Annotated in this window: 16 protein-coding genes; 11 read left to right on the forward strand and 5 right to left on the reverse strand. The window is 64.1% G+C overall.

Annotated features, from left to right (window positions below; all coding sequences use genetic code 11):
* Window positions 1-55 precede the first annotated feature (55 nt).
* Window positions 56-1,204, forward strand: a complete 1,149-nt coding sequence (locus tag AC0MRV_RS20490) for a fatty acid desaturase (protein WP_472766387.1) — start codon at window positions 56-58, stop codon at window positions 1,202-1,204.
* A gap of 62 nt (window positions 1,205-1,266) precedes the next feature.
* Here the strand turns inward: AC0MRV_RS20490 and cls are convergent, their stop codons facing one another.
* Window positions 1,267-2,706, reverse strand: coding sequence for a cardiolipin synthase (gene cls / locus AC0MRV_RS20495; protein WP_472766388.1), 1,440 nt, complete (start codon window positions 2,704-2,706; stop codon window positions 1,267-1,269).
* A 235-nt stretch (window positions 2,707-2,941) separates the two neighbouring features.
* Between cls and AC0MRV_RS20500 the strand changes: the two genes are divergently transcribed.
* From AC0MRV_RS20500 to bshA, 6 genes are read left to right on the forward strand one after another with little or no spacing between them, the layout of a single operon-like run.
* Window positions 2,942-3,811 carry a DUF2911 domain-containing protein gene (locus tag AC0MRV_RS20500; RefSeq protein WP_472766389.1) on the forward strand — a complete coding sequence of 290 codons (870 nt, stop codon included), beginning with the start codon at window positions 2,942-2,944 and terminating at the stop codon, window positions 3,809-3,811.
* Complete coding sequence (locus AC0MRV_RS20505; protein ID WP_472766390.1) at window positions 3,808-3,975, forward strand: hypothetical protein; 168 nt, start codon at window positions 3,808-3,810, stop codon at window positions 3,973-3,975. The genes AC0MRV_RS20500 and AC0MRV_RS20505 overlap by 4 nt, the downstream gene beginning before the upstream one ends.
* Window positions 3,972-5,675 carry a sodium:solute symporter family protein gene (locus AC0MRV_RS20510; RefSeq protein WP_472766391.1) on the forward strand — a complete coding sequence of 568 codons (1,704 nt, stop codon included), beginning with the start codon at window positions 3,972-3,974 and terminating at the stop codon, window positions 5,673-5,675. Before AC0MRV_RS20505 ends, AC0MRV_RS20510 begins: the two co-directional genes overlap by 4 nt.
* Window positions 5,672-6,448 (forward strand): hypothetical protein, encoded by a 777-nt coding sequence (locus AC0MRV_RS20515; protein ID WP_472766392.1) that lies wholly within the window; start codon window positions 5,672-5,674, stop codon window positions 6,446-6,448. The genes AC0MRV_RS20510 and AC0MRV_RS20515 overlap by 4 nt, the downstream gene beginning before the upstream one ends.
* Complete coding sequence (locus tag AC0MRV_RS20520) at window positions 6,429-7,154, forward strand: PIG-L deacetylase family protein (protein ID WP_472766393.1); 726 nt, start codon at window positions 6,429-6,431, stop codon at window positions 7,152-7,154. The genes AC0MRV_RS20515 and AC0MRV_RS20520 overlap by 20 nt, the downstream gene beginning before the upstream one ends.
* 16 nt (window positions 7,155-7,170) lie before the next feature.
* On the forward strand, window positions 7,171-8,307 hold the full coding sequence (bshA, locus tag AC0MRV_RS20525) for an N-acetyl-alpha-D-glucosaminyl L-malate synthase BshA (RefSeq protein WP_472766394.1): 1,137 nt from the start codon (window positions 7,171-7,173) through the stop codon (window positions 8,305-8,307).
* 16 nt (window positions 8,308-8,323) lie between these two features.
* Here bshA and AC0MRV_RS20530 read toward each other — a convergent pair whose 3' ends face one another.
* The 3 genes from AC0MRV_RS20530 to AC0MRV_RS20540 all read right to left on the reverse strand — a co-directional run bounded on the left by AC0MRV_RS20530 (window position 8,324) and on the right by AC0MRV_RS20540 (window position 12,719).
* On the reverse strand, window positions 8,324-8,761 hold the full coding sequence (locus AC0MRV_RS20530; protein ID WP_472766395.1) for an ExbD/TolR family protein: 438 nt from the start codon (window positions 8,759-8,761) through the stop codon (window positions 8,324-8,326).
* 180 nt (window positions 8,762-8,941) lie between these two features.
* Window positions 8,942-10,048 (reverse strand): GDSL-type esterase/lipase family protein, encoded by a 1,107-nt coding sequence (locus AC0MRV_RS20535; protein WP_472766396.1) that lies wholly within the window; start codon window positions 10,046-10,048, stop codon window positions 8,942-8,944.
* An 85-nt stretch (window positions 10,049-10,133) separates the two neighbouring features.
* A complete protein-coding gene (locus AC0MRV_RS20540; RefSeq protein WP_472766397.1) occupies window positions 10,134-12,719 on the reverse strand; it encodes a DUF5916 domain-containing protein in 2,586 nt (861 codons plus the stop codon).
* 191 nt (window positions 12,720-12,910) lie between these two features.
* Between AC0MRV_RS20540 and AC0MRV_RS20545 the strand changes: the two genes are divergently transcribed.
* A complete protein-coding gene (locus AC0MRV_RS20545) occupies window positions 12,911-13,750 on the forward strand; it encodes a fumarylacetoacetate hydrolase family protein (RefSeq protein ID WP_472766398.1) in 840 nt (279 codons plus the stop codon).
* A gap of 16 nt (window positions 13,751-13,766) precedes the next feature.
* Window positions 13,767-15,695: a YjhG/YagF family D-xylonate dehydratase gene (locus AC0MRV_RS20550; RefSeq protein WP_472766399.1), complete on the forward strand. Its 1,929-nt coding sequence runs from the start codon at window positions 13,767-13,769 to the stop codon at window positions 15,693-15,695.
* Between the two features lie 107 nt (window positions 15,696-15,802).
* Here AC0MRV_RS20550 and AC0MRV_RS20555 read toward each other — a convergent pair whose 3' ends face one another.
* The gene (locus AC0MRV_RS20555) at window positions 15,803-16,294 is read right to left on the reverse strand and encodes an RDD family protein (protein WP_472766400.1); all 492 of its coding nucleotides are present in this window, start codon (window positions 16,292-16,294) and stop codon (window positions 15,803-15,805) included.
* Between the two features lie 121 nt (window positions 16,295-16,415).
* Between AC0MRV_RS20555 and AC0MRV_RS20560 the strand changes: the two genes are divergently transcribed.
* Both AC0MRV_RS20560 and AC0MRV_RS20565 read left to right on the forward strand, forming a co-directional pair.
* Complete coding sequence (locus AC0MRV_RS20560; RefSeq protein WP_472766401.1) at window positions 16,416-18,206, forward strand: right-handed parallel beta-helix repeat-containing protein; 1,791 nt, start codon at window positions 16,416-16,418, stop codon at window positions 18,204-18,206.
* Between the two features lie 78 nt (window positions 18,207-18,284).
* Entirely contained in the window at window positions 18,285-18,674 is a 390-nt protein-coding gene (locus AC0MRV_RS20565; protein ID WP_472766402.1) for a hypothetical protein, read from the forward strand.
* Window positions 18,675-18,686 lie beyond the last annotated feature (12 nt).

Consider the following 18,686-nt stretch of genomic DNA (forward strand, 5'->3'; position numbering starts at 1 on the left):
ATACGCAGTTTTTGCGCTCGCTGCGCTCGGTCGGGCCACCCACGGTCGGACTCCTGTGCCATTTCGTATTCCCGGAACTCAAATCAACTGGACCAACAGCTCGTTTCTAATCGGAACGGGAATCGCGACGCTGACTGCGGTTCCTTACTACATTTGGAAAGTCGGGCTCGATTGGTTCCAGATCTCGCTGTTTCTCGCCTTCTTCATCGCGACGGGCCTGAGCATCACGCTCGGTTACCACCGCCTCTTCGCGCACAAGGCCTTCAGAGCCGCCTGGCCGGTGCGTTTCCTCACGCTGGTGTTTGGCGCGGCCGCGTTTGAAAACTGCGCGTTGGCCTGGGTGTCCGACCACCGTCGTCACCACAAGCACACCGACCACGATGATGATCCCTACGATATCTCGAAGGGGTTTTGGCATGCCCACATCGGTTGGATCCTCTTCAAGATCAACCCGGAGCCGCCGTGGGACAACGTCGCTGACCTGCGCAAGGACAAGCTCGTGATGTGGCAGGACAAGTATTACGTCCCCATCGCCGTCACCGCGGGTTTCCTGATTCCGGCCGCGCTCGGTTGGCTCTACAGTGGCCCGGTCGGCGCCCTCGGGGCCTTCCTGCTGGCGGGTGTTGCTCGCGTCACCGCGGTTCAGCACATGACCTTTTTCATCAACTCCCTCTGCCACAGCGTCGGCAACCGGCCCTACTCGAGCCGCACCAGCGCGCGCGACAGCTGGATCATGGCCCTCTTCACCTTCGGCGAGGGTTACCACAACTACCACCACGAGTTTCAGCACGATTATCGCAACGGCGTGAAGTGGTGGCAGTTCGACCCGACCAAGTGGACGATCTGGGTGCTGCACAAACTCGGTTTGGCGGACGACCTGCGTCGCGTGGATGAGGACAAGATCATTGCCGCTCAGCTTCAGGAAGCGCGCCGCCGCATGAGCGACCATCTGGCGCAGGGCAAACACACCCTCAACGAGCGCACGCGCGAACTGCTGCACGCCAGCCACCAGCGTCTCGAGGAGCTGCATGCCCGTTGGGACGAGCTGCGTGAGCACTACCGCTCCCAAGTCAGCGCGCTGCGCGAGGATTACGCGCACAAGACCGACGAGAAGTGGAAGGAAGCCTGCCGCGCCTTGGACGACATGCGACGTGAAGTGCGCAACGCCGTCGCGTTGCTGGATCGCTTGCCGGCCCTCGCCTGAGCGTCGCTGACCTCGAATTAACCTTTCTGAGGGTCGGGCATCTCGCCCGGCCCTTTTTTGGGCTATAACAACGGGGCGAGCAGGCGGCTGAGTTCCTCCGCCAGATTGCTGAAGATGCGGTAGGGGCGACGACCTGGCGGGGCCCATGCCCGGCAATCGCGCACGAGTTCGCCCGCCCAGCCGCGGATGGCCGCGACGTCGGCCTCGGAGTATACGCCGACGCCGATTTCGAAATTCACGAACAGGCTGCGCAGGTCGAAGTTGGCCGAGCCAAACAAGGCCACGCGGTCGTCCACCACCATGGCCTTGGCGTGGAGCATGCCGGGCGTGTAGAGCAGGACCCGGGCGCCGGCCTGGTGCAGTTCCCGCAGGTATTGGCGGCGGGCGTAGTCGGTGATCTTGTGGTTGGAGCGCGCCGGGACGATGAGCGTCACATCCTTGCCGGCACGGGCTTTCACGAGCAGCGAGCGTTGCAGCACCTCATCGGGGATGAAGTAGGGCGTGATGATCCAGACGCTGTGTTCAGCCTCCTGAATGAGCGACACGATGCCCTCGTAGAGCGGATCGCCTTCGACATCGGGCCCGCTGGCAATGATCTGCAACTCACCCTCTCCGGCCGAGGGAGGGCAACAGGCCTCGCTGTCGTCGCGCAGGGTTTCGATGTCCTGATCCGAGGCGTGACTCCAATCCGCATAAAACACCTCGTTGATGAGGCCCACCGCCGGTCCCTCGATGATCGTGCCAAAATCGGTGAAGCGTTTGGCCCATTGGGTCGGTCCCATGTAGTCGCGGGCCAGGTTGTGGCCGCCGACCACGGCGATGCGGTCGTCGAAGACGGCGATCTTGCGATGGTTTCGGAGATTGGCCGAGTGGCGCGTCGCCAGCGGTGCCACCGGCATGAAGGTGACCACTTCGCCACCGGCTTCGCGCAGGGGATCACAAAAGCCGCGGGCGGCCAGAAAACTGCCCAAGCCATCGAGCAAAAGGCGCACCTTGACGCCGGCTTTGGCGCGCTCGGCGAGCAGCGCGACGATGGCCCGGCCGGTCTCTTCGCGGCCGAGGATGAAGGTGGTGATGTTGATGGTGTGCTTGGCCCCGCGAATGAGGCTGGCGATCTCGTTGAACGCCTTCTCCCCCTGGGTGATGAGCTTCACCCGGTTGCCGCCGACCGGTTCACCGGCCCCGTTGGCCACGATGGCGCGGGCGGCCGGGAGCTGCAGGGTGCTTTCGCGGGCGAGGGGAGCGCCCGCGAGGCGAGGGGAGACGCGGCTTTTGCGGGCGACCAGTTGTTGGATCTTGCGACCACCGATCAGCAGGTAAAGCGGCACGCCGATGTAGGGGATGAGCACGATGCCCAGCAGCCACGCGATGGTGTTACCCGGTTGGCGCTTGTCGCTCATCAGCCGGGCAATCGCGAACACCGCCAGCAGGAAGCCCCCGACCGTCAACAAATGCGACCAGATGCTGGTGGTGACGGCTTCGGTGACAGCGTCCGAGGGCATGGGGGCGACGAGGTGGCTGAAAGAGGGGAGCGAACCGGATTCGCGTGACAGGATCACTGATCCGCCCCGATCGCAACCGGTTCCGGAAATGACCGGAAATGAAAAGTTAACGTTTGGGGTGCCGCGGATTCGACAAGGTTTAAGGGAACAAAACAAAGTGATGGGCGATCTCGCGATGTCGGGCATTTGGATACCTTGCTGTCCGCCCGTCCCATCCGCTCTCCTCCAGCTTCAAATGAAACGTCCATTTCCCCTCCTGTTTGCCGGCTTGCTGCTGAGCGTTTCGCTCGTGCCGAGCCAAGCCCAGTCCAACCGGATTGACTTCCCTGCCGCCAGTCCGGCGGCCGAGTTGCGCCAACGCGTGGGTCTGACCGATTTTGAGATCATCTACTCGCGGCCCAGCGTGAAAGGTCGGGAAATCTTCGGTGAACTCCAAGCCTACGGCGAAGTCTGGCGCACCGGCGCGAACGCCGCGACCAAGATCACCTTTGATACCCCGATCGTCTTTGGCGGCGAGGCCGTGCCTGCCGGCACTTACGGGCTCTTCAGCGTGCCCGGAGAAGATGAGTGGATCGTGATCCTCAACAAGGTCGCCGACCAGTGGGGCGCCTTCAATTACGACGCGACCGAGGATCTGGTCCGCGTCACCGTGCCGGCCCATCGGCTCGCCGAACCGGTTGAAACCCTTTCGTTGTGGTTCAACGACCTGCGCGATGAGAGCGCCACCCTCAACATCACCTGGGAACGCACGACAGTCGCGGTGCCGATCTCGGTCGACGTGAAGGAGAAACTGGTCCCGCAGATCGAGGCCGTCATGGCGTCCGGTCAGCAGCAGCGCGACTACATCTATTTTCAATCCGCCGGGTTCTACTACGACCACAACCTCGACCTGCAAAAGGCCGCCAAGTGGATCGATCTCGCGCTCAAGCAAAACCCCAACGCGTTCTGGATGTTGCACCTGAAGGCCAAGATCCACGCCAAGCTCGGCAACAAGGCCGAGGCACTGGCGGCCGCCGAGGCTTCGACCAAATTTGCCGTGGCCCAGGAAGGCCCGGGCAGTGGCTACAAGGTCATGAACGACGCGTTGATCGCCGAGCTGCAATGACCACCTTCGCCGAACACAACGCCGCCCCAAATGCGGATGCCGAACTCGAGGCGCAGACCGGTTTGCCCGGCGTGTCCACGTGGCGTCGCGTTTACGCCGCGGTGCTCGTGATCTTCGGGATCATGGTGATCGTGATGACGCTCTTCAGCGTCCACTACGCATGACCGCCCTCGATTATATCGTCCTCTTCGGCGCCATTCTCAGCATCGCGGTCTACGGCGTGCTGGCGACCCGTCAGGTTGGCGGGCTCGACACCTATCTGAAGGGGGACCAACGCATCGGCTGGGGCACCATCGGCCTCTCGGTCATGGCTACGCAGGCCAGCGCGATCACCTTCCTGTCGACTCCGGGCCAGGGCTTCGAAAGCGGGCTCGGGTTTGTGCAGAACTACTTTGGCATGCCGCTGGCGCTCATCATCGTCGCGGGCGTCTTTCTGCCGATCTATCGCCGGCTCAAGGTGTATACAGCCTATGAATACCTGGGCAAACGCTTCGACGGGAAGACCCGCCTGCTGGGCGCCGCGCTCTTCCTGCTGCAACGCGGACTCGCCGCCGGCATCACCATTTACGCGCCGGCCATCATCGTGTCGTCGGTGCTCGACTGGCCGCTCGGTCTCACCGTGCTCGGCACCGGCATCCTCGTGGTGGTCTACACCGTGACCGGCGGCAGTGAGGCGGTGAGCCTGACGCAGCGCTACCAGATGGCGGTCATCCTGATCGGCATGGCCATTGCCTTCATCGTGGTCTTGGCGAAGTTGCCCTCCGACGTTTCCTCTGACGATGCCCTCGCGGTGGCCGGGGCCATGGGCAAGCTCAACGCCGTCAATTGGAACTTCGACATCAACGAACGCTACACCGTGTGGTCGGGCATCTTCGGTGGATTGTTCCTGTCGCTGTCCTATTTCGGCACCGACCAATCGCAGGTGCAGCGCTACCTTACCGGACGTTCCCTGCGCGAGAGCCGCATGGGCCTCATGTTCAATGCCGTGCTCAAGATCCCGATGCAGTTCTTCATCCTGCTGCTCGGCGTCTTCGTTTTCGTTTTCTATCAGTTCGACCGCCAACCGGTGTTCTTCAACGAAGCGGTCTGGCAACAGCAACTCGACGGTGAGCACGGCGCGGAGTTTGCGGCCATCGAAGCGCGCTTCGACGCGGCACAGGTCGAAAAACAAGCCGCCATCGAGAGCTTCCTCGCGGCCCGGGACAGCGGCGACGCGGCCACAACCGACGCGGCGCGCACCACCATGCTGGCGGCGCGCGAGCAGTCCGAGACGATCCGCGCCGAAGCCAAGGCCGCGCTCGTCGCGGCCGATGCCGAGTTGGCGGCCAGCGATGCGGATTACGTCTTCATCACCTTCGTGCTGGAACAGCTCCCGCACGGTTTGGTGGGCTTGTTGATTGCGGTGATTTTTTGCGCGGCGCTTTCTTCGACGGCCTCCGAACTCAACGCGCTCGGCTCGACCACCACGGTCGATTTCTACCGCCATATCTGGAATCCGGCTGCGGATGACGCGCACAGTCTCACCGCTTCCAAATGGTTCACCGCCATGTGGGGTGTTGTGGCCATCGCCTTCGCGCTCTTCGCCAATCTGGTCGAGAACCTGATCGAGGCCGTGAACATCCTTGGCTCGATCTTCTATGGCGTGGTGCTGGGCGTGTTCCTGGTCGCCTTCTTCCTCAAACACGTGCGCGGCACGGCGGTCTTCTGGGCGGCCATCGTGGCGCAGGCCCTGGTCATCGTGTTTTTCTTCCAACTCGAGATCAGCTACCTCTGGTATAACTTCATCGGCTGCGGTTTGGCTGTCAGTCTGAGCCTGGCGTTTCAGGTCTTCCTGCCCGGCAACAAACCAAGCGCAACGGCATGAGCACTTCGCCGGTGATCGCCTTTGGGCAGCAGCCCTGTGGTTTTTTCCCCCGCCGCTTTTTGGTGGCGAAGGTTTGGACCGCGCGCCGGTTGCAACAGGAGATGGGCGGCGAGATCGTCTTCTTTTATCACGATGCCGATCATGACCCGCGGGAGACGCAGACCACGCTGCGTCACCTGAAGACCGGCGAGCCGCAGTGCTTCAATTTCAGTTTCGCGAACAAACTGCAGCGCAAATACGCCCCGCTTTACGCGAAGGCGATCGATCTGACCTGGCAGGCCAACATGGCGCGTTCGCTCGGCGCGTATGCCGAACCGGCGGCGGTGGAGGCCTTCAAGGCCGTGCAGGCCGACAACGTGGCCGACTTCTGCCTCGAGCTCTACCGGGCGATGGGAATGTTGGATGGCGTGCGCGTGGTGCGCTCCGGCGATCCGGCGGTGCGCGAGGCCGCGTGCGACATCGATGACTTTTACGTCGACGTGCCGTGCGACGGCGAAACGGTGCGGGCCCGCCGCGTCGACGGTGAACTGAAGCTTCATCAAGGCGGTTCGTCGTGGCGGACCCTGCCGCCGTGCGATTACACCAAGGCGCAAATCAGTCCCGCCCGTGACACCCGCCTGGGGTGGATGCAATCGGTCCTGCATTGCACGCACTACATTGCGGGCGCGGGTGAACAAGCCTACTTGCGCAAGGAAGACGCTCCCGACATCACCTTCGTGGGTCGCGATGAAATCGACCACTCCAGCGAAGCCTATGCCCAGCTCCCCATCTGACCCAGCTCCCTTGCTCGTTTTCGGCGCGCATCCCGACGACATCGAATTTGGTGCCGGCGGGGTGATCGCGGCCGAAACGCGCCGCGGCCGTCCGGTTCACCTGGTGGTCGGCTCGCGCGGTGAGTCCGGCACCAATGGCACGCCGGAAATCCGCACGCAGGAGGCCGAGACCGCCGCCGCCAAACTCGGCGCCACCCTCGAGTGGATCGACCTCGGCGGTGATGCCAATATCGAGAACACCCGGGCCGGGGCGCGCACCATTGCGGCGATCATTCGTCGAGTGAGGCCGGAGATCGTGCTCACGCTCACGACCGAAGAGAACCAGCATCCCGATCATGTGGCGGTCGGCCGCATGACGCGCGATGCGGCGCGCCTCGCGCGTTACGGCGGCCTCGAGCAGCTCCGCGATCTGCCGCGTCATGCGATTCGCCAATTGTTCTATTACGCGGTCACACCCGACGCCGTGCCACGGGACCGACAGCCGTTGCTTTATGCGCTGAGCGACGAGGCCGTCGCGGTTTGGCGTGAGGCCATGGCGGCACACGCTTCACAAATGAAGACCCGTGACTACGGCGCGTTGCAGATCACCCGCGCCAGCCTGCTGGGGCAGAACGCCGGCGGGGGCCATGCGATCGCGCTCTACCCCAACGATCCGCTGATCATCGGCGATCTCGATCAAGTGGGGCAGAGCAGCCGTCACTTCTGAGCCTTCTGGTTTCCCCATGGCTGAGTCTCGTTCCTTACGCGTCGGCATCATTTGTTACCCCTCGGTGGGGGGCAGCGGCATCCTGGCTTCGGGCTTGGGCGACGAACTCGCGGCGCGCGGTCATGAGGTGCACTTCATCAGCTATGAGCGGCCATTTCGGTTGAAGCCGGGCAATGAGCGGGTGTTCTTCCATCCGGTCGAGATCAGCAATTACGAGCTGTTCAAGTATCCCGACTACACCCTGCCGCTCTCCGTGAAACTGGCCGACGTCGCGCAGAGTTTTCACTTGGATGTGCTGCATGCGCACTACGCGGTGCCGCACGCCACCGCGGCGATTCTGGCCCGTTCCATGTTGCCCGAGGGGGAGCGCCCGGCGGTGGTGACGACCCTGCACGGAACGGACACCACGCTACTCGGCCGTGACCCGGGCTACGCCCCGGCGATCCGCTACGCGTTGGAGCAATCCGACGCCGTGACCGCCGTATCCGATTTTCTGCGACGCGAGACCCACCGGATTGTCGGGGTCCAGCGGGAGATCGACGTCATTCACAATTTTTTCGATCCGCGGCCGGCCTCGCGTCCCCGTGAAGCGGTGCGGCAGGAACTGGGCCTGAAGCCCGAGCAGAAACTGGTGTTGCACCTCTCCAACTTGCGGCCGGTCAAACGGGTCGACGTGTTGCTCAACGCCTTGGCCCGAGTGCCGGAGCGCGAGCGCTTCAAGGTTGTGGTGCTGGCTGGCGGCTCATTCACGCCCTACCAAGGTTTGGTGAAGCAGCTCGGCCTGCAGGACACCATCGTGCTGCGTGAAAGTGTTTCGGTGGTGGAGGACTATCTGCAGGCGGCGGACGTGGGCGTGTTCACCTCCGATTCCGAGAGCTTCTGCCTGAGTATCCTGGAAGCGGCCAACTTCGGCTGCCCCAGTGTATCCACGCGAGTGGGAGGCATTCCCGAAGTGATGACGGATGAAGTGTCGGCGTTGTTGGTGCCGGCCGGCAGCAGCGACGCAGTGGCCAAGGCGCTTGATCGGCTGCTGAGCGACGATGACCTGCGGCAACGCATGGGCGAGGCCGCCAAGCAGCGCGCGCGCGCAGCGTTTGCGACCGAACAGATCGTGCCGCAATATGAGGCGCTCTACCGGCGGGTGATCGGTTAGAACTCGAGAGGGGGGGCTACCTCCCGGTTGCGCGGAAGCGTGTTTCCATCGAGACCTGCTGGATGCCTGCGGCACGCACTGCGTCGAGCAAGCGGATGGCGTCGCCGTAGTTGGCGCGGTCGTCGGAGGTGAGCATGACCTTCGGATCAAGTTGGGTCGCGTAGTGGGCGAGTCGCACCTTCACCTCCGGGAAGCTGATCAGCACCTGATTCCAATAGTAGTTACCGCGGTCGGAGACCTGGAGGAAAACGGGTTCGGCAGGTTCGATGACGAGGCGATCCTGCCGATCGGCTTGCGGTAAAATCAGCGGGATGGCCTGAGTGCGATCCAGCGAGAGGGTGAAGAGCACGAAGGTCGCCAGCAAAAAGAAGATCACATCGATCAACGGGATGATTTCGATGCGTGCCCTGGTTTCCGGGGCGGCATCGTAGTCGAAGGGAGAGGTTCCGTTCATGGCGCAAACAAGGTTGGGGGTGAACAGGGGAGGATCACTGCCAAGGGAACAAAGGCCGCTGGCGAACCGAGGTTGGCCAAGCCGGTGGGGAGCGGCGGGTCGCACGGTTGGGAGCGAGCGCCGTCGGGGTATGCCCGAAGTGTGCCCGATCGGGCGGTCGTGGCAAGCGAGCGCTGCGCTTTACCAACCGGCGGCCGCCTTGATTGCAGGCAGCAGATCCAGCGCGATCTGTTCATGCTGGAAGGCGATCGGATGCGGGTCGGTCGGGCCGCCGCGTTGATGACGCAGGGGCGTGAAGCTGACCGTCGCATCACCGTGCTGGTGGCGCCGGGCGACGACGGCCTCCAGGCACTCCCGCAATTGGGCGCGCATCTGCTGACGCACGGTTCCGGGCACGTCGCTGAGTTGCACGGCTTCGCTGAGCACGATCGGCGCCTGGGGGTGCGCCGCGCGCACTTGGTCGAGAAAGGCATCCCACGCCCCGATGTAGGCGGCGCTGTCGACCGGTTGGGCGAGGAAATCGGCGATACCGAAATGAATCAGGATGACATCCGGTTGATACCGATCGTGGTCCCAAAGCGAGGTGGGGTCGTCCGCGTTCGCGAGGGGAAAAAACTGCGGAGCGTTGTTGGTTTCGGTGCGACCGGCCCAGTCGGTCACAATGCCGCGGCCGCCGTAGGCGATGATGTGGTATTGCGCATCCAGCCACTTGGCGAGCAACACCCCGAAGGAGCGGCCGGCGTTGATCGTTTTCTGGTGGGAGTTGAGGTCCTCCGGTGGAAAGCGTTCGATGAACTCCCCGCAGGGAGCGGAATCGCCGATCAGCATAAATTTGCGCGCGGGCAGGTCCGGTGCCTCGAGCAGCGTGCAACCTTCCGGTAGGGTGAGCCCGCCGAAGTCGACGGTGCCCATCCAGGTTTCGTTGCGTCGGACCAGCTCGATCAGCCAACCCTCCGGCGGCGCGGGTGGCAGGGGTAATACGAAATCGTTGGCGCCCTCTTTGAGCCGCAGCGTGACGGGTTCCCAACCGTTGCAGGAAAGGTTGAAGGAGGTGTCGGCCGAGCTCGCATGGAGGTGAAGCATCGGCGCGACTCCGGCGTAGCGAAACCGCAGCGTGACGGCCGGATAGGCCATGGTGAGCGCGCAGTTGTTGGTCGCCACCGTGCGTCCCATCACCGCGACGCGGGAGTCCGTCGCCGGCACCCGCGTTTGCGCCTGAGTGGGGGAAGCGAACAGCGGGCATGCGCACACTGCGACGACACGAAGGAACAGGGGCAAACGGGGCATGCCGGTGAGTCAGCCCGCAAGCATGGCCCAGCGCCACTGGGCTCGCGCTCAACGTTCGACCACCTTCACCCCGTCCCAACAGGACCTAGATCGAAAACCAATAACTGAGCTTCACCAGGAAGGTGTTCTCGGCCGGGGAACGGAAGAGTCGGTCGTATTCGGTGAAGTCGTCGAAGGCGCGAACCAGATCGTCGTTGGCGCGGTTCTGGGTCCAGACCACGTAGAGATTGGATCCAGGCCGGTATTCCCAGCGCAGCACGAGGTTGGATTGCAGCTCGCGCACGTCGAAGTCGGGGTTTTCGAAGGTATAGGCTCCGGTGTCGTCGAGCGAGGTGAAGAGGTCCGAGGCAGCGTCGTAGCTCAGGTTGCCTTCGAGACGTTCGAAACGGTCTTCGTAACGATTGCTCAGCGGATCGGTCACGCGCTTGAAATCGGCAAAGGTGCCGGAGCTCCCAAACAAGCTGCCGAAGTAGGCGAGCGAAAGCCGCGCGGAGAAGTTGACGTCGAGGCGCAGCGTCGTCGCGAGCGTGTGTTGCTGCATGCGCCCGACGATGTAGCGGGTCGGACCGGGCGAGTCCGCGGTGTCACCCACCCATTGCAGGTCTTCCAGGCGCGATTGGTAGGAGACACCGGCCTCCACATTGAGAAAGTCCTTCACGCGGGCACGCACCCCGGGGCCGACCTCCCAGTTCAGCGACGGCGAATTGGCTTCGACATCAAGATCACTTTCCCAGGTGAACTGCAGGTTGCGGGTGGTATCGGTGACAAAGTCGAAGTCGACCGAGTAGCGCTCCGGCATGAGCATCGACGGTCCACCGCGCAGCCGTCGCGCGGCGCGCGTGCGGCCACGATGGGACAGGAAGGTTTCGAAGCGCCAATTGTGATTGGTGCGGCCATTCGCGAACAGGGCCACGAAATGATTTCGTTTCACCCCGTTCCATTCGAACTGGGCGGCGGAACGCAGGCGCAGCCGATACTCGCGCCACCATGCTCCCGGCTCGTCGACCACGTAGTCGACACCGAGCTGCGGTCGGAACTCATCGGCGCGGCGCATGAAGCCCAGGTCGTTCAGTTCGAGTCCGGGAGACTTCCAGGAAAACTCCCCCTCATAGCGCCAGCGGCTGCCGGCATCCCGCCCGATTTTCATCTCGCCGCCCCAACCCTCGAGCGAGGTGGCGGTGGGGTCGACCGCGAGGTGCGCGGCGTCGGGCCGTTGGTATTGATGGGTGGAGTTCTCCATCAGCGTGGTGATGGCGCGGGTGCTGCCTGCCACGTGACTGCCGATGATCGCGCCGTTGAAGAAATACTCCCGGTCGCCCCAGCGGTGTTGCCAATCGAAGCCGCCGGTGACGGCGAGGTCGGTGAGGTCGTCGAGCTGAGTGGGGAGGTCCGGCCGCCAGACCCCGGTGAGCATGCCACCCAAAACGGTGGCACCATTGGCGAAATCCTGTTGCACCCGCGCGGTGGTGTAATGCGTCGCGGGTTCGACCACCTCGCGGCGCCGGGCGCTGGCTTCGTCGATCACGGCCTCTTCCTCGGCGGTCGCGGCGTAGAGCAAACCGACGGCGGTGCCGTGCCGTGATTTGCCGGTTAACTTGGCTGCGCCGAGGATGCGGGTGAAATCCGGCGCGTCGACGTAGCCCGAGCTATCGACGTCGCCGGACGGCGGTCCGCCGATGCGACGCGAATAGAACAACTGATCTCCGCGCAGGCTGAAGTCGAAGAGCCGACGGCCCTCCAGAAAGAACGGACGCTGCTCGGGAAAGAAGGACTCGAAGGAGGACAGGTTGACTTCCGACGGGTCGGCTTCGACCTGGCCGAAGTCGGGGTTGACGGTGAGATCCAGGGTGAAGTCGTTGGTGACGCCGATCTTCGCGTCGGCCCCGAAGTCGAAGGCAAAGGCGTCGCCGGTGCGAAAGGGGTTCCCGGGTTCGGCGGGGTGAGTGTTGTATTGGGCAACCAGATACGGCACGACCTCGATCTGCCGGGCCGGGCGCAGGTCGCGGATGCCGTGCAGCTCGCCGTATTCGTTCACGAAGGCGGGGGTGTCGCGCGGGATGAGCTGCCAGTTGCTCTCCTCGAAGTTGCGGCGCAGGCGGCGCCACACGTGCAGTCCCCAGACCGGCTCGGCGGTGCTGGCGTAGCGGAGCTGGCTGAAGGGGATGGCAAACTCGGCCGTCCAGGCATCGGCCTCGCGGCTCGTGCGCACGTCCCAGACCGCGTTCCATTGCGGGTCAAGGTCGTCGTTGGTGATGACGAGGTCCATTTTGGAGCCGCCGGCGGTGACGTTGAACTGGAAGGACGTGCGCTGATCGAAGTAGCTGTCGAGCGCGATGCCCACGATGTCACCGGTGAACTCGTCACGTTGGCCGCGGATGAAGTCGAGTTGCTCGATTTGGGAATCATAGGCCCGGATCGCCACGTAAAGCTGGGTGTCGTCGTAGAGCACCTTGACCTCGGTGGGCTCGGTGGGCGCGGCGCCCTCGGTCGGGCTGCGTTGCACAAAATCCCCCGCCCAGGAACCCAGCTGCCAGGCTGAGTCATCGAGCTGACCGTCGATGCGGGGCGCGTCGCCCTGCAGTCGGGCCGAGACATACACGCGTCGATCGGCGCGGGTGGGGCGGGGCGTCGGGGCGCTCGTTGACGTCGTTTGGGCCGCCAAGGTGGCCACGGCGGAGCAGCCCAACAAAACACGGCAAAAAGAGGTAAACACGCTGGCCATCAACCGGACATAACACCAGCGGGTGGGGCTTGGCGACGAGGCCATTTCCGCGCAGGCAGACTAAACGTTCAAAATATAGCGCAGGGGACCTTGGTTTTTGGGGTGAATTATCGGCGTGGATCCGTTTCGCTCGTCGGCTTATGTCATCCCTTTATCGCGTTTACCCCTCTGATGGCACCCTCGTGATCGAGAGTGAAGGTGTGTTCAAGCAGGCGCCGGTCGACTTCGGTTTCGATGCGCTCTTCACCGCGGCCGATCCCGTGGCGGCCACCCGCGACGCTTTTGCCGCCGGGGTGATCATCGAAAAAACCGGCACCCCGACGCCGATGATCCAGAATCAGGAAGTCTGGGCGGCGGGCGTCACCTACTACCGCAGCCGCACGGCGCGGATGGAGGAGTCCAAGGACGCCGGCGGCGGCGACTTCTATGACCGGGTCTACGATGCCGATCGTCCGGAACTCTTTTTCAAAGCGACCCCGCAGCGCGTCGTCGCCCCTGGCGATGCCGTGCACATTCGCTCGGACTCGAAGTGGAACGTGCCGGAGCCGGAGCTTACGCTCGCAATCAGCTCCACCGGGCGCGTCTTCGGTTTCACGGTGGGCAACGACATGAGTTCCCGCGACATCGAAGGGGAGAACCCGCTCTATCTGCCGCAGGCCAAGAGCTACGCCCGCAGCGCGGCGATCGGTCCCTGCATCGTCGTGAGCGACACCTTGCCCGGTCCTGACACCGTGATCGCGATCGCCATCAAACGGGCTGGCGCCACGGTCTTTGCGGGCGATACCAAGCTCGACCAGCTCAAGCGTCCCTTGCCGTCGCTCGCCGAGTGGTTGTTCCGCGACAACACCTTTCCCGCCGGCGCGTTTCTGATGACGGGCACCGGCATCGTGCCGCCGGATGAGTTTACCCTCCAAACCGGCGACGAGATCCACATCACCATCGAGCCCGCGGGCACCCTGGTGAACGTGGTTGGTTCCTGATCCCGGCGTCGTGGCCATGGGCGCCAACCCTCTCTTCGATTCCGGCGACGCGTCGATCTACGAACTGCGCACCACCGCGCCCGGGCCGACCGGACGGCTGCCGCTCGGCGCCGAGCAATTGCGCGCCATGTCGAGCGGTGAGCTCTTTGGCTGGACGCAGAACGCCGGCATGGGCTGGGACCCGGCCAAGCTGCGGGGCAAGCAATTCCTCGTGCTGAGCACGCAGGGGGGCCTCCGCGCGCCCGACGGACAGCCCATTGCGCTCGGTTATCACACCGGGCACTGGGAGGTCGGTCTGCTCATGGAGGAGGCGGCCAAGGTTTTTGCCTCGCAGGGAGCCATTCCCTTCGCGGCCTACGTGAGCGACCCCTGCGACGGCCGCACCAACGGCACCGCCGGCATGCTCGACAGCCTGCCGTATCGCAACGACGCCGCCGTGGTATTCAGACGTTTGATACGTTCGCTGCCCACGCGGAGCGGCGTGTTGGGCGTGGCCACCTGCGACAAGGGCCTGCCGGCCATGCTCATGGCGCTGGCTGGAACCCCCGATCTGCCGACCGTGCTCGTGCCCGGTGGGGTGACGCTGCTGGCCGAGGAAGCCGAGGACACCGCCAAGGTGCAGACCCTGGCGGCGCGCTTTGCCCGCGACGAGATCACGCTCGATCACGCCGCCGAAATGGGGTGTCGCGCCTGCGGTTCGCCCGGGGGCGGTTGTCAGTTCATGGGCACGGCCGCGACCACGCAGGTCGTGGCGGAAGCCCTGGGGCTCACCTTGCCGCACGCGGCGCTCAGCCCGTCGGGCGCGCCGATCTGGCGCGACATGGCCCGGCGCTCGGCGCTCGCGCTCATGGGGCTGGAGCAGGCCGGCAAAACGACGCGCGACATTCTCACCGAGGATTCGCTGCACAACGCCATGATCTGTCACGCGGCAGTGGGTGGCTCCACCAATCTCGTGCTGCACATTCCGGCCATCGCGCACGCCGCGGGTTTGCCGCGCCCGACGGTGGCGGACTGGTCGCGCATCAATCGCGAAGTGCCGCGGCTCGTCGATGCCTTGCCCAACGGGCCGCAACACTACGCGACCGTGCAGGTGTTTCTGGCCGGCGGGGTGCCGGAAATGATGCTGCACCTGCGCGAGCTCGGTCTGCTCAAACTGAATGCGCCAACGGTCACGGGCCAAACCCTGGGCGAGAACCTCGAGTGGTGGGAGAAGAGCGAGCGACGCGCCCGCTTGCGCGAGAAGCTGACGGCCTTTGACGGCATCGATCCGGACCACGTCATCATGTCGGCGGAGAGTGCTCGCCAGCGCGGCCTGAGCAGCACGGTGACTTTTCTCGGTGGCAATCTCGCGCCGGAAGGCGCCTTGGTGAAGAGCACGGCGATCTCGCCGCAGCGGCTCAACGCCGATGGCATTTACGACCACGAAGGACCGGCGCGGGTTTTCCCCAGCGAAGCGGCCGCGATCGAGGCGATCAAGGCCGGGGCGGTGCAACCGGGTGACATCATGGTGTTGATCGGCATCGGTCCCGGCTCGGGCATGCCTGAGACCTATCAAGTGACCTCCGCGTTGAAACACGTGAAGGGCGGCGACCAGATCGCGCTCGTAACCGATGGACGCTTTTCCGGGGTTTCGACCGGAGCCTGCATTGGCCACGTGAGTCCGGAGGCTTGGGCTGGTGGTCCGATCGGCAAGGTCCGCGACGGTGACCGCCTGCACATCAAGATCGATACGCGTTCACTTGAAGGCACCGTCGATGTCGTGGGAGCCACGGCCGAGGACCTGGCGGCCAGGGAGATCAATCCGGCGCTCAAGCCTGACCCGCGAGTCCCGGCCGACACCCGTCTGTGGGCGGCCCTGCAAAGCGCCAGCGGCGGCAGCTGGGGTGGCTGCGTCTACGACGTGGATGCGATCGTCGATTTGATGGAAAAGGGCAAACGCGCTTAAGCCCAACGGTGGTCTCTGTAGCCGGGGGCGGTGACCCCGGTTGTTGCCGCTCCATCGACCCACCGGGGTCACCGATCCCGGCTGCAGCTCGGCTATGGCTGCGGACCTTATTTCCGCACGACGCGCATGCGCAGCCACTTGTCGAGCAGGGAACGGCGATCCGGTCCGCTCCAGATGGGAGTGGCGTTGGCGGCGAGGAAGAGGGCGGTCATGAGCACGAGGATGAAGTGCACCGGACCCAGGTTGCGTGGCACCATGCCGGTGGGGAGGATGACCAGCGCCAGCATCAGAAAAAAGGGCAGGGGGCGAATCAGCGCGATGATCAGGTTGGGCCGTTGGCTCGGGTCTTCGGTCGATTGCAGTTTCAGCTTCATCAACGCGAGGCCGGGGCTGCTGCAGGCCTGGCCGCAGATGAGCCAGAAGATCACCGAGAGGCCGAAGAGCGCTTGCATGGCCACCACCGCGCGGGCCGCCGGGGTAGGGGCGCTGGAGGTGGCGGCAATCCACTCCGCAAAGGTGACGAAACCCAAAATGATGAGAGTGTTGATCGCCGCCGCGGCGACGCGCAGGGATGGTTTGGCAGGCTCGGAAGCGGACATGAACCGGCATCCGAAGCGGCGGGGGAGGCGGGGTCAACGCTAGGCAGACCACTCGATTCTATAGTTTGCGGGTCGGTCTCGGTTGCGCCGGGGCGTTTTGCGTTCTGGATTGGAGGCAACCATGACCCCATCCCGACTCCTTCTATCGGTGTTTGCCGCGTGCGGCTTGCTCACCCTTTCGCTGACCGCAGCCCCCTCCGGCGGCCCCTACGGCCCGATTCAGCAAACCTACCCGGTGCCGACGACCGCGGGCACGGTTTATTACGTCGCGCCCGACGGTGATGCCGATGCGACCGGTGCTGCGCTTGATGCACCGACCTCCCTCGAAGCGGCGATCGAGCGCGTCGTGACGGGCGATGCCATCATTCTGCGCGGCGGGGTGTATCGCACCGGCAACCTCCAGCTCAACCAGGGCATCACGCTCCAGCCCTACGCCGACGAGCAGCCGGTGCTGAAAGGCACCTTCGTGGTCGAAGCTGAGCAGGCCGTGAAACAGCGCAACGGCCTGTGGCGCATCGCGTGGGACCATCTCTTCCCGCTCGCGCCGCAACCCTGGTGGCGGCGTGAGCGCCACGGCGACACGACCCCGCAATGGCTCTTCAACAACGACATGGTCTTCGTCGACGGCCAACCCTTGAAGACGGTCGGTTGGGAAGGCGAAGTGGAGGCCGGTTCCTTCTCGGTCGATTACGACGCCGGCAACATCTACATCGCGGTCGATCCAGCCGAGCACCTGGTGGAGATCACCGCCTTCGACAACGCTGTCACGCGCACGATCAACGACGTCCACGGCAAGTCGTCCGACGGCAAGGGTTTTGTCATGCGCGGGCTGACCCTCACGCAATACGCCTACCGGGCGATCGAGATCGAGGGTTATGACCCCGAGGAGATTTCGCCCGAGGACCAACACGGCAATGACGTGATCGGCACCACGCTCGAACACTGCACGATCACGCACTGCTCCCGCGTGGGCGGCTACTTCCGCGGCGACAACATGGTCTTCCGTCACAACCTCATCAGCGACACCAGCACGGAGGGTATCTTCATTCTGGCGTCAGACGACGCGCTGCTGGAGAAAAACATTTTCCGTCGCAACAACGTGGAGCAGATCGAGGGTTATTACCCGGCCGCGGTGAAGATCTTCAACCAGACCCGCCGCGTCGTGGTGCGCGACAACCTGCTGATGGATAACCCGGGTTCCAACGGCATCTGGTATGACGTCGGCAACGTCGACGGCGTCTTCATCAACAACTGGATCCAGGACGGCTACAACGGCTTCTTCTTCGAAATCTCCAAGGGTGTCACGGTCGCCGGCAACGTCTTCGTGAACAGCGGCGCCTGGGTGCTGAACAGCTCCGGTGCGAAGGTTTACAACAACACCTTCGTCAACTCGAGCATGCGCTTCACCCGCGATGGACGCAGCGCCGACGGCGATCACTTTGACTGGCATCCGGCCAGCGGCCCGGGCGTCGAGGAACGCATCGGTCACGAGGTGCGCAACAACCTGTTCGTCAGCGACGGATCGGTCGACGAACCGCTCGCGCGCGTCGAGCAACCCGACTACCTCGCCGAACGCCTCACCGACCAGCCGGCGGCGTGGGATCACAACGTTTATGTGCGCATGGGCGACGCACCGACCGCGCTCTTCCGTTGGGCGCCGGTGCCCGAGGTCGAAGGTGCGCAGGCGGAGTTTGCGTCCCTGGCCGATTTGCAGGCCGTGGTGCCGACGGCCGACCCCCACGGGGTGGAGCTGCAGAACTACCGCGGGCCGCTTTTCCATGGCCTGCAACTCAGCCGCTTCGAGCTGCAGAGCGCCTTTCCGGCGGCCAAAGTCGGCGGCGAGATCCCGGCGGAAATTGCCAAGTTGATCGGCGCCGAGCCCGGCACCGTCGGCGCGTTTCCGGTCGAGTAGGTCAAGCGTCGCGGCGGCTACAAATTCGTTGCGATCCGCGGCTTGCCGCGCGGGTGGTTCATGGCACTTTCGTCGGCCATGAACCGCTCCCGTTTTCTTTTGCTGCTCACCTTCGGTCTTTTCCTCAGTGCCTTCGCCGCCCTGCGCGCCGAGGAGACCCAAACCCGCTCGTGGGGGCCGTGGGAGGCCATCGTGTTCGATGAGACGGTGGTGAAGGATGTGCGCGTGAGCGGTGACGACATTTTCATCATGCTCCAGCCGGCGCATCGCAACGACCAGCTGACCATGAAGGTCTCGATGCAAAAGGGGGCGGGCTACCGCAAATGGTTCACCGGCAACGAGGTTTTGGTCGCTCAGGAAAACTCCGGTCGCGCCGCCAACACGTGGACCGACCGCATCCAAACCTCGGCGAACTACCTCGAGTATTACGCCGGCGACAAACTGTTCCTGCACCTGAAGCGCAAGTAAGCGCGGGGGGCG

Source organism: Actomonas spartinae, assembly GCF_051209155.1.
Classification (GTDB): domain Bacteria; phylum Verrucomicrobiota; class Verrucomicrobiia; order Opitutales; family Opitutaceae; genus Actomonas.

Excerpts from the sequence above, each read along its gene's own strand:
- cls (WP_472766388.1), bottom strand. The coding sequence starts at position 2,706 with ATGCCCTCGGACGCTGTCACCGAAGCCGTCACCACCAGCATCTGGTCG.
- AC0MRV_RS20500 (WP_472766389.1), top strand. The coding sequence starts at position 2,942 with ATGAAACGTCCATTTCCCCTCCTGTTTGCCGGCTTGCTGCTGAGCGTT.
- AC0MRV_RS20505 (WP_472766390.1), top strand. The coding sequence starts at position 3,808 with ATGACCACCTTCGCCGAACACAACGCCGCCCCAAATGCGGATGCCGAA.
- AC0MRV_RS20510 (WP_472766391.1), top strand. The coding sequence starts at position 3,972 with ATGACCGCCCTCGATTATATCGTCCTCTTCGGCGCCATTCTCAGCATC.
- AC0MRV_RS20515 (WP_472766392.1), top strand. The coding sequence starts at position 5,672 with ATGAGCACTTCGCCGGTGATCGCCTTTGGGCAGCAGCCCTGTGGTTTT.
- AC0MRV_RS20520 (WP_472766393.1), top strand. The coding sequence starts at position 6,429 with ATGCCCAGCTCCCCATCTGACCCAGCTCCCTTGCTCGTTTTCGGCGCG.
- bshA (WP_472766394.1), top strand. The coding sequence starts at position 7,171 with ATGGCTGAGTCTCGTTCCTTACGCGTCGGCATCATTTGTTACCCCTCG.
- AC0MRV_RS20530 (WP_472766395.1), bottom strand. The coding sequence starts at position 8,761 with ATGAACGGAACCTCTCCCTTCGACTACGATGCCGCCCCGGAAACCAGG.
- AC0MRV_RS20535 (WP_472766396.1), bottom strand. The coding sequence starts at position 10,048 with ATGCCCCGTTTGCCCCTGTTCCTTCGTGTCGTCGCAGTGTGCGCATGC.
- AC0MRV_RS20545 (WP_472766398.1), top strand. The coding sequence starts at position 12,911 with ATGTCATCCCTTTATCGCGTTTACCCCTCTGATGGCACCCTCGTGATC.
- AC0MRV_RS20550 (WP_472766399.1), top strand. The coding sequence starts at position 13,767 with ATGGGCGCCAACCCTCTCTTCGATTCCGGCGACGCGTCGATCTACGAA.
- AC0MRV_RS20555 (WP_472766400.1), bottom strand. The coding sequence starts at position 16,294 with ATGTCCGCTTCCGAGCCTGCCAAACCATCCCTGCGCGTCGCCGCGGCG.
- AC0MRV_RS20560 (WP_472766401.1), top strand. The coding sequence starts at position 16,416 with ATGACCCCATCCCGACTCCTTCTATCGGTGTTTGCCGCGTGCGGCTTG.
- AC0MRV_RS20565 (WP_472766402.1), top strand. The coding sequence starts at position 18,285 with ATGAACCGCTCCCGTTTTCTTTTGCTGCTCACCTTCGGTCTTTTCCTC.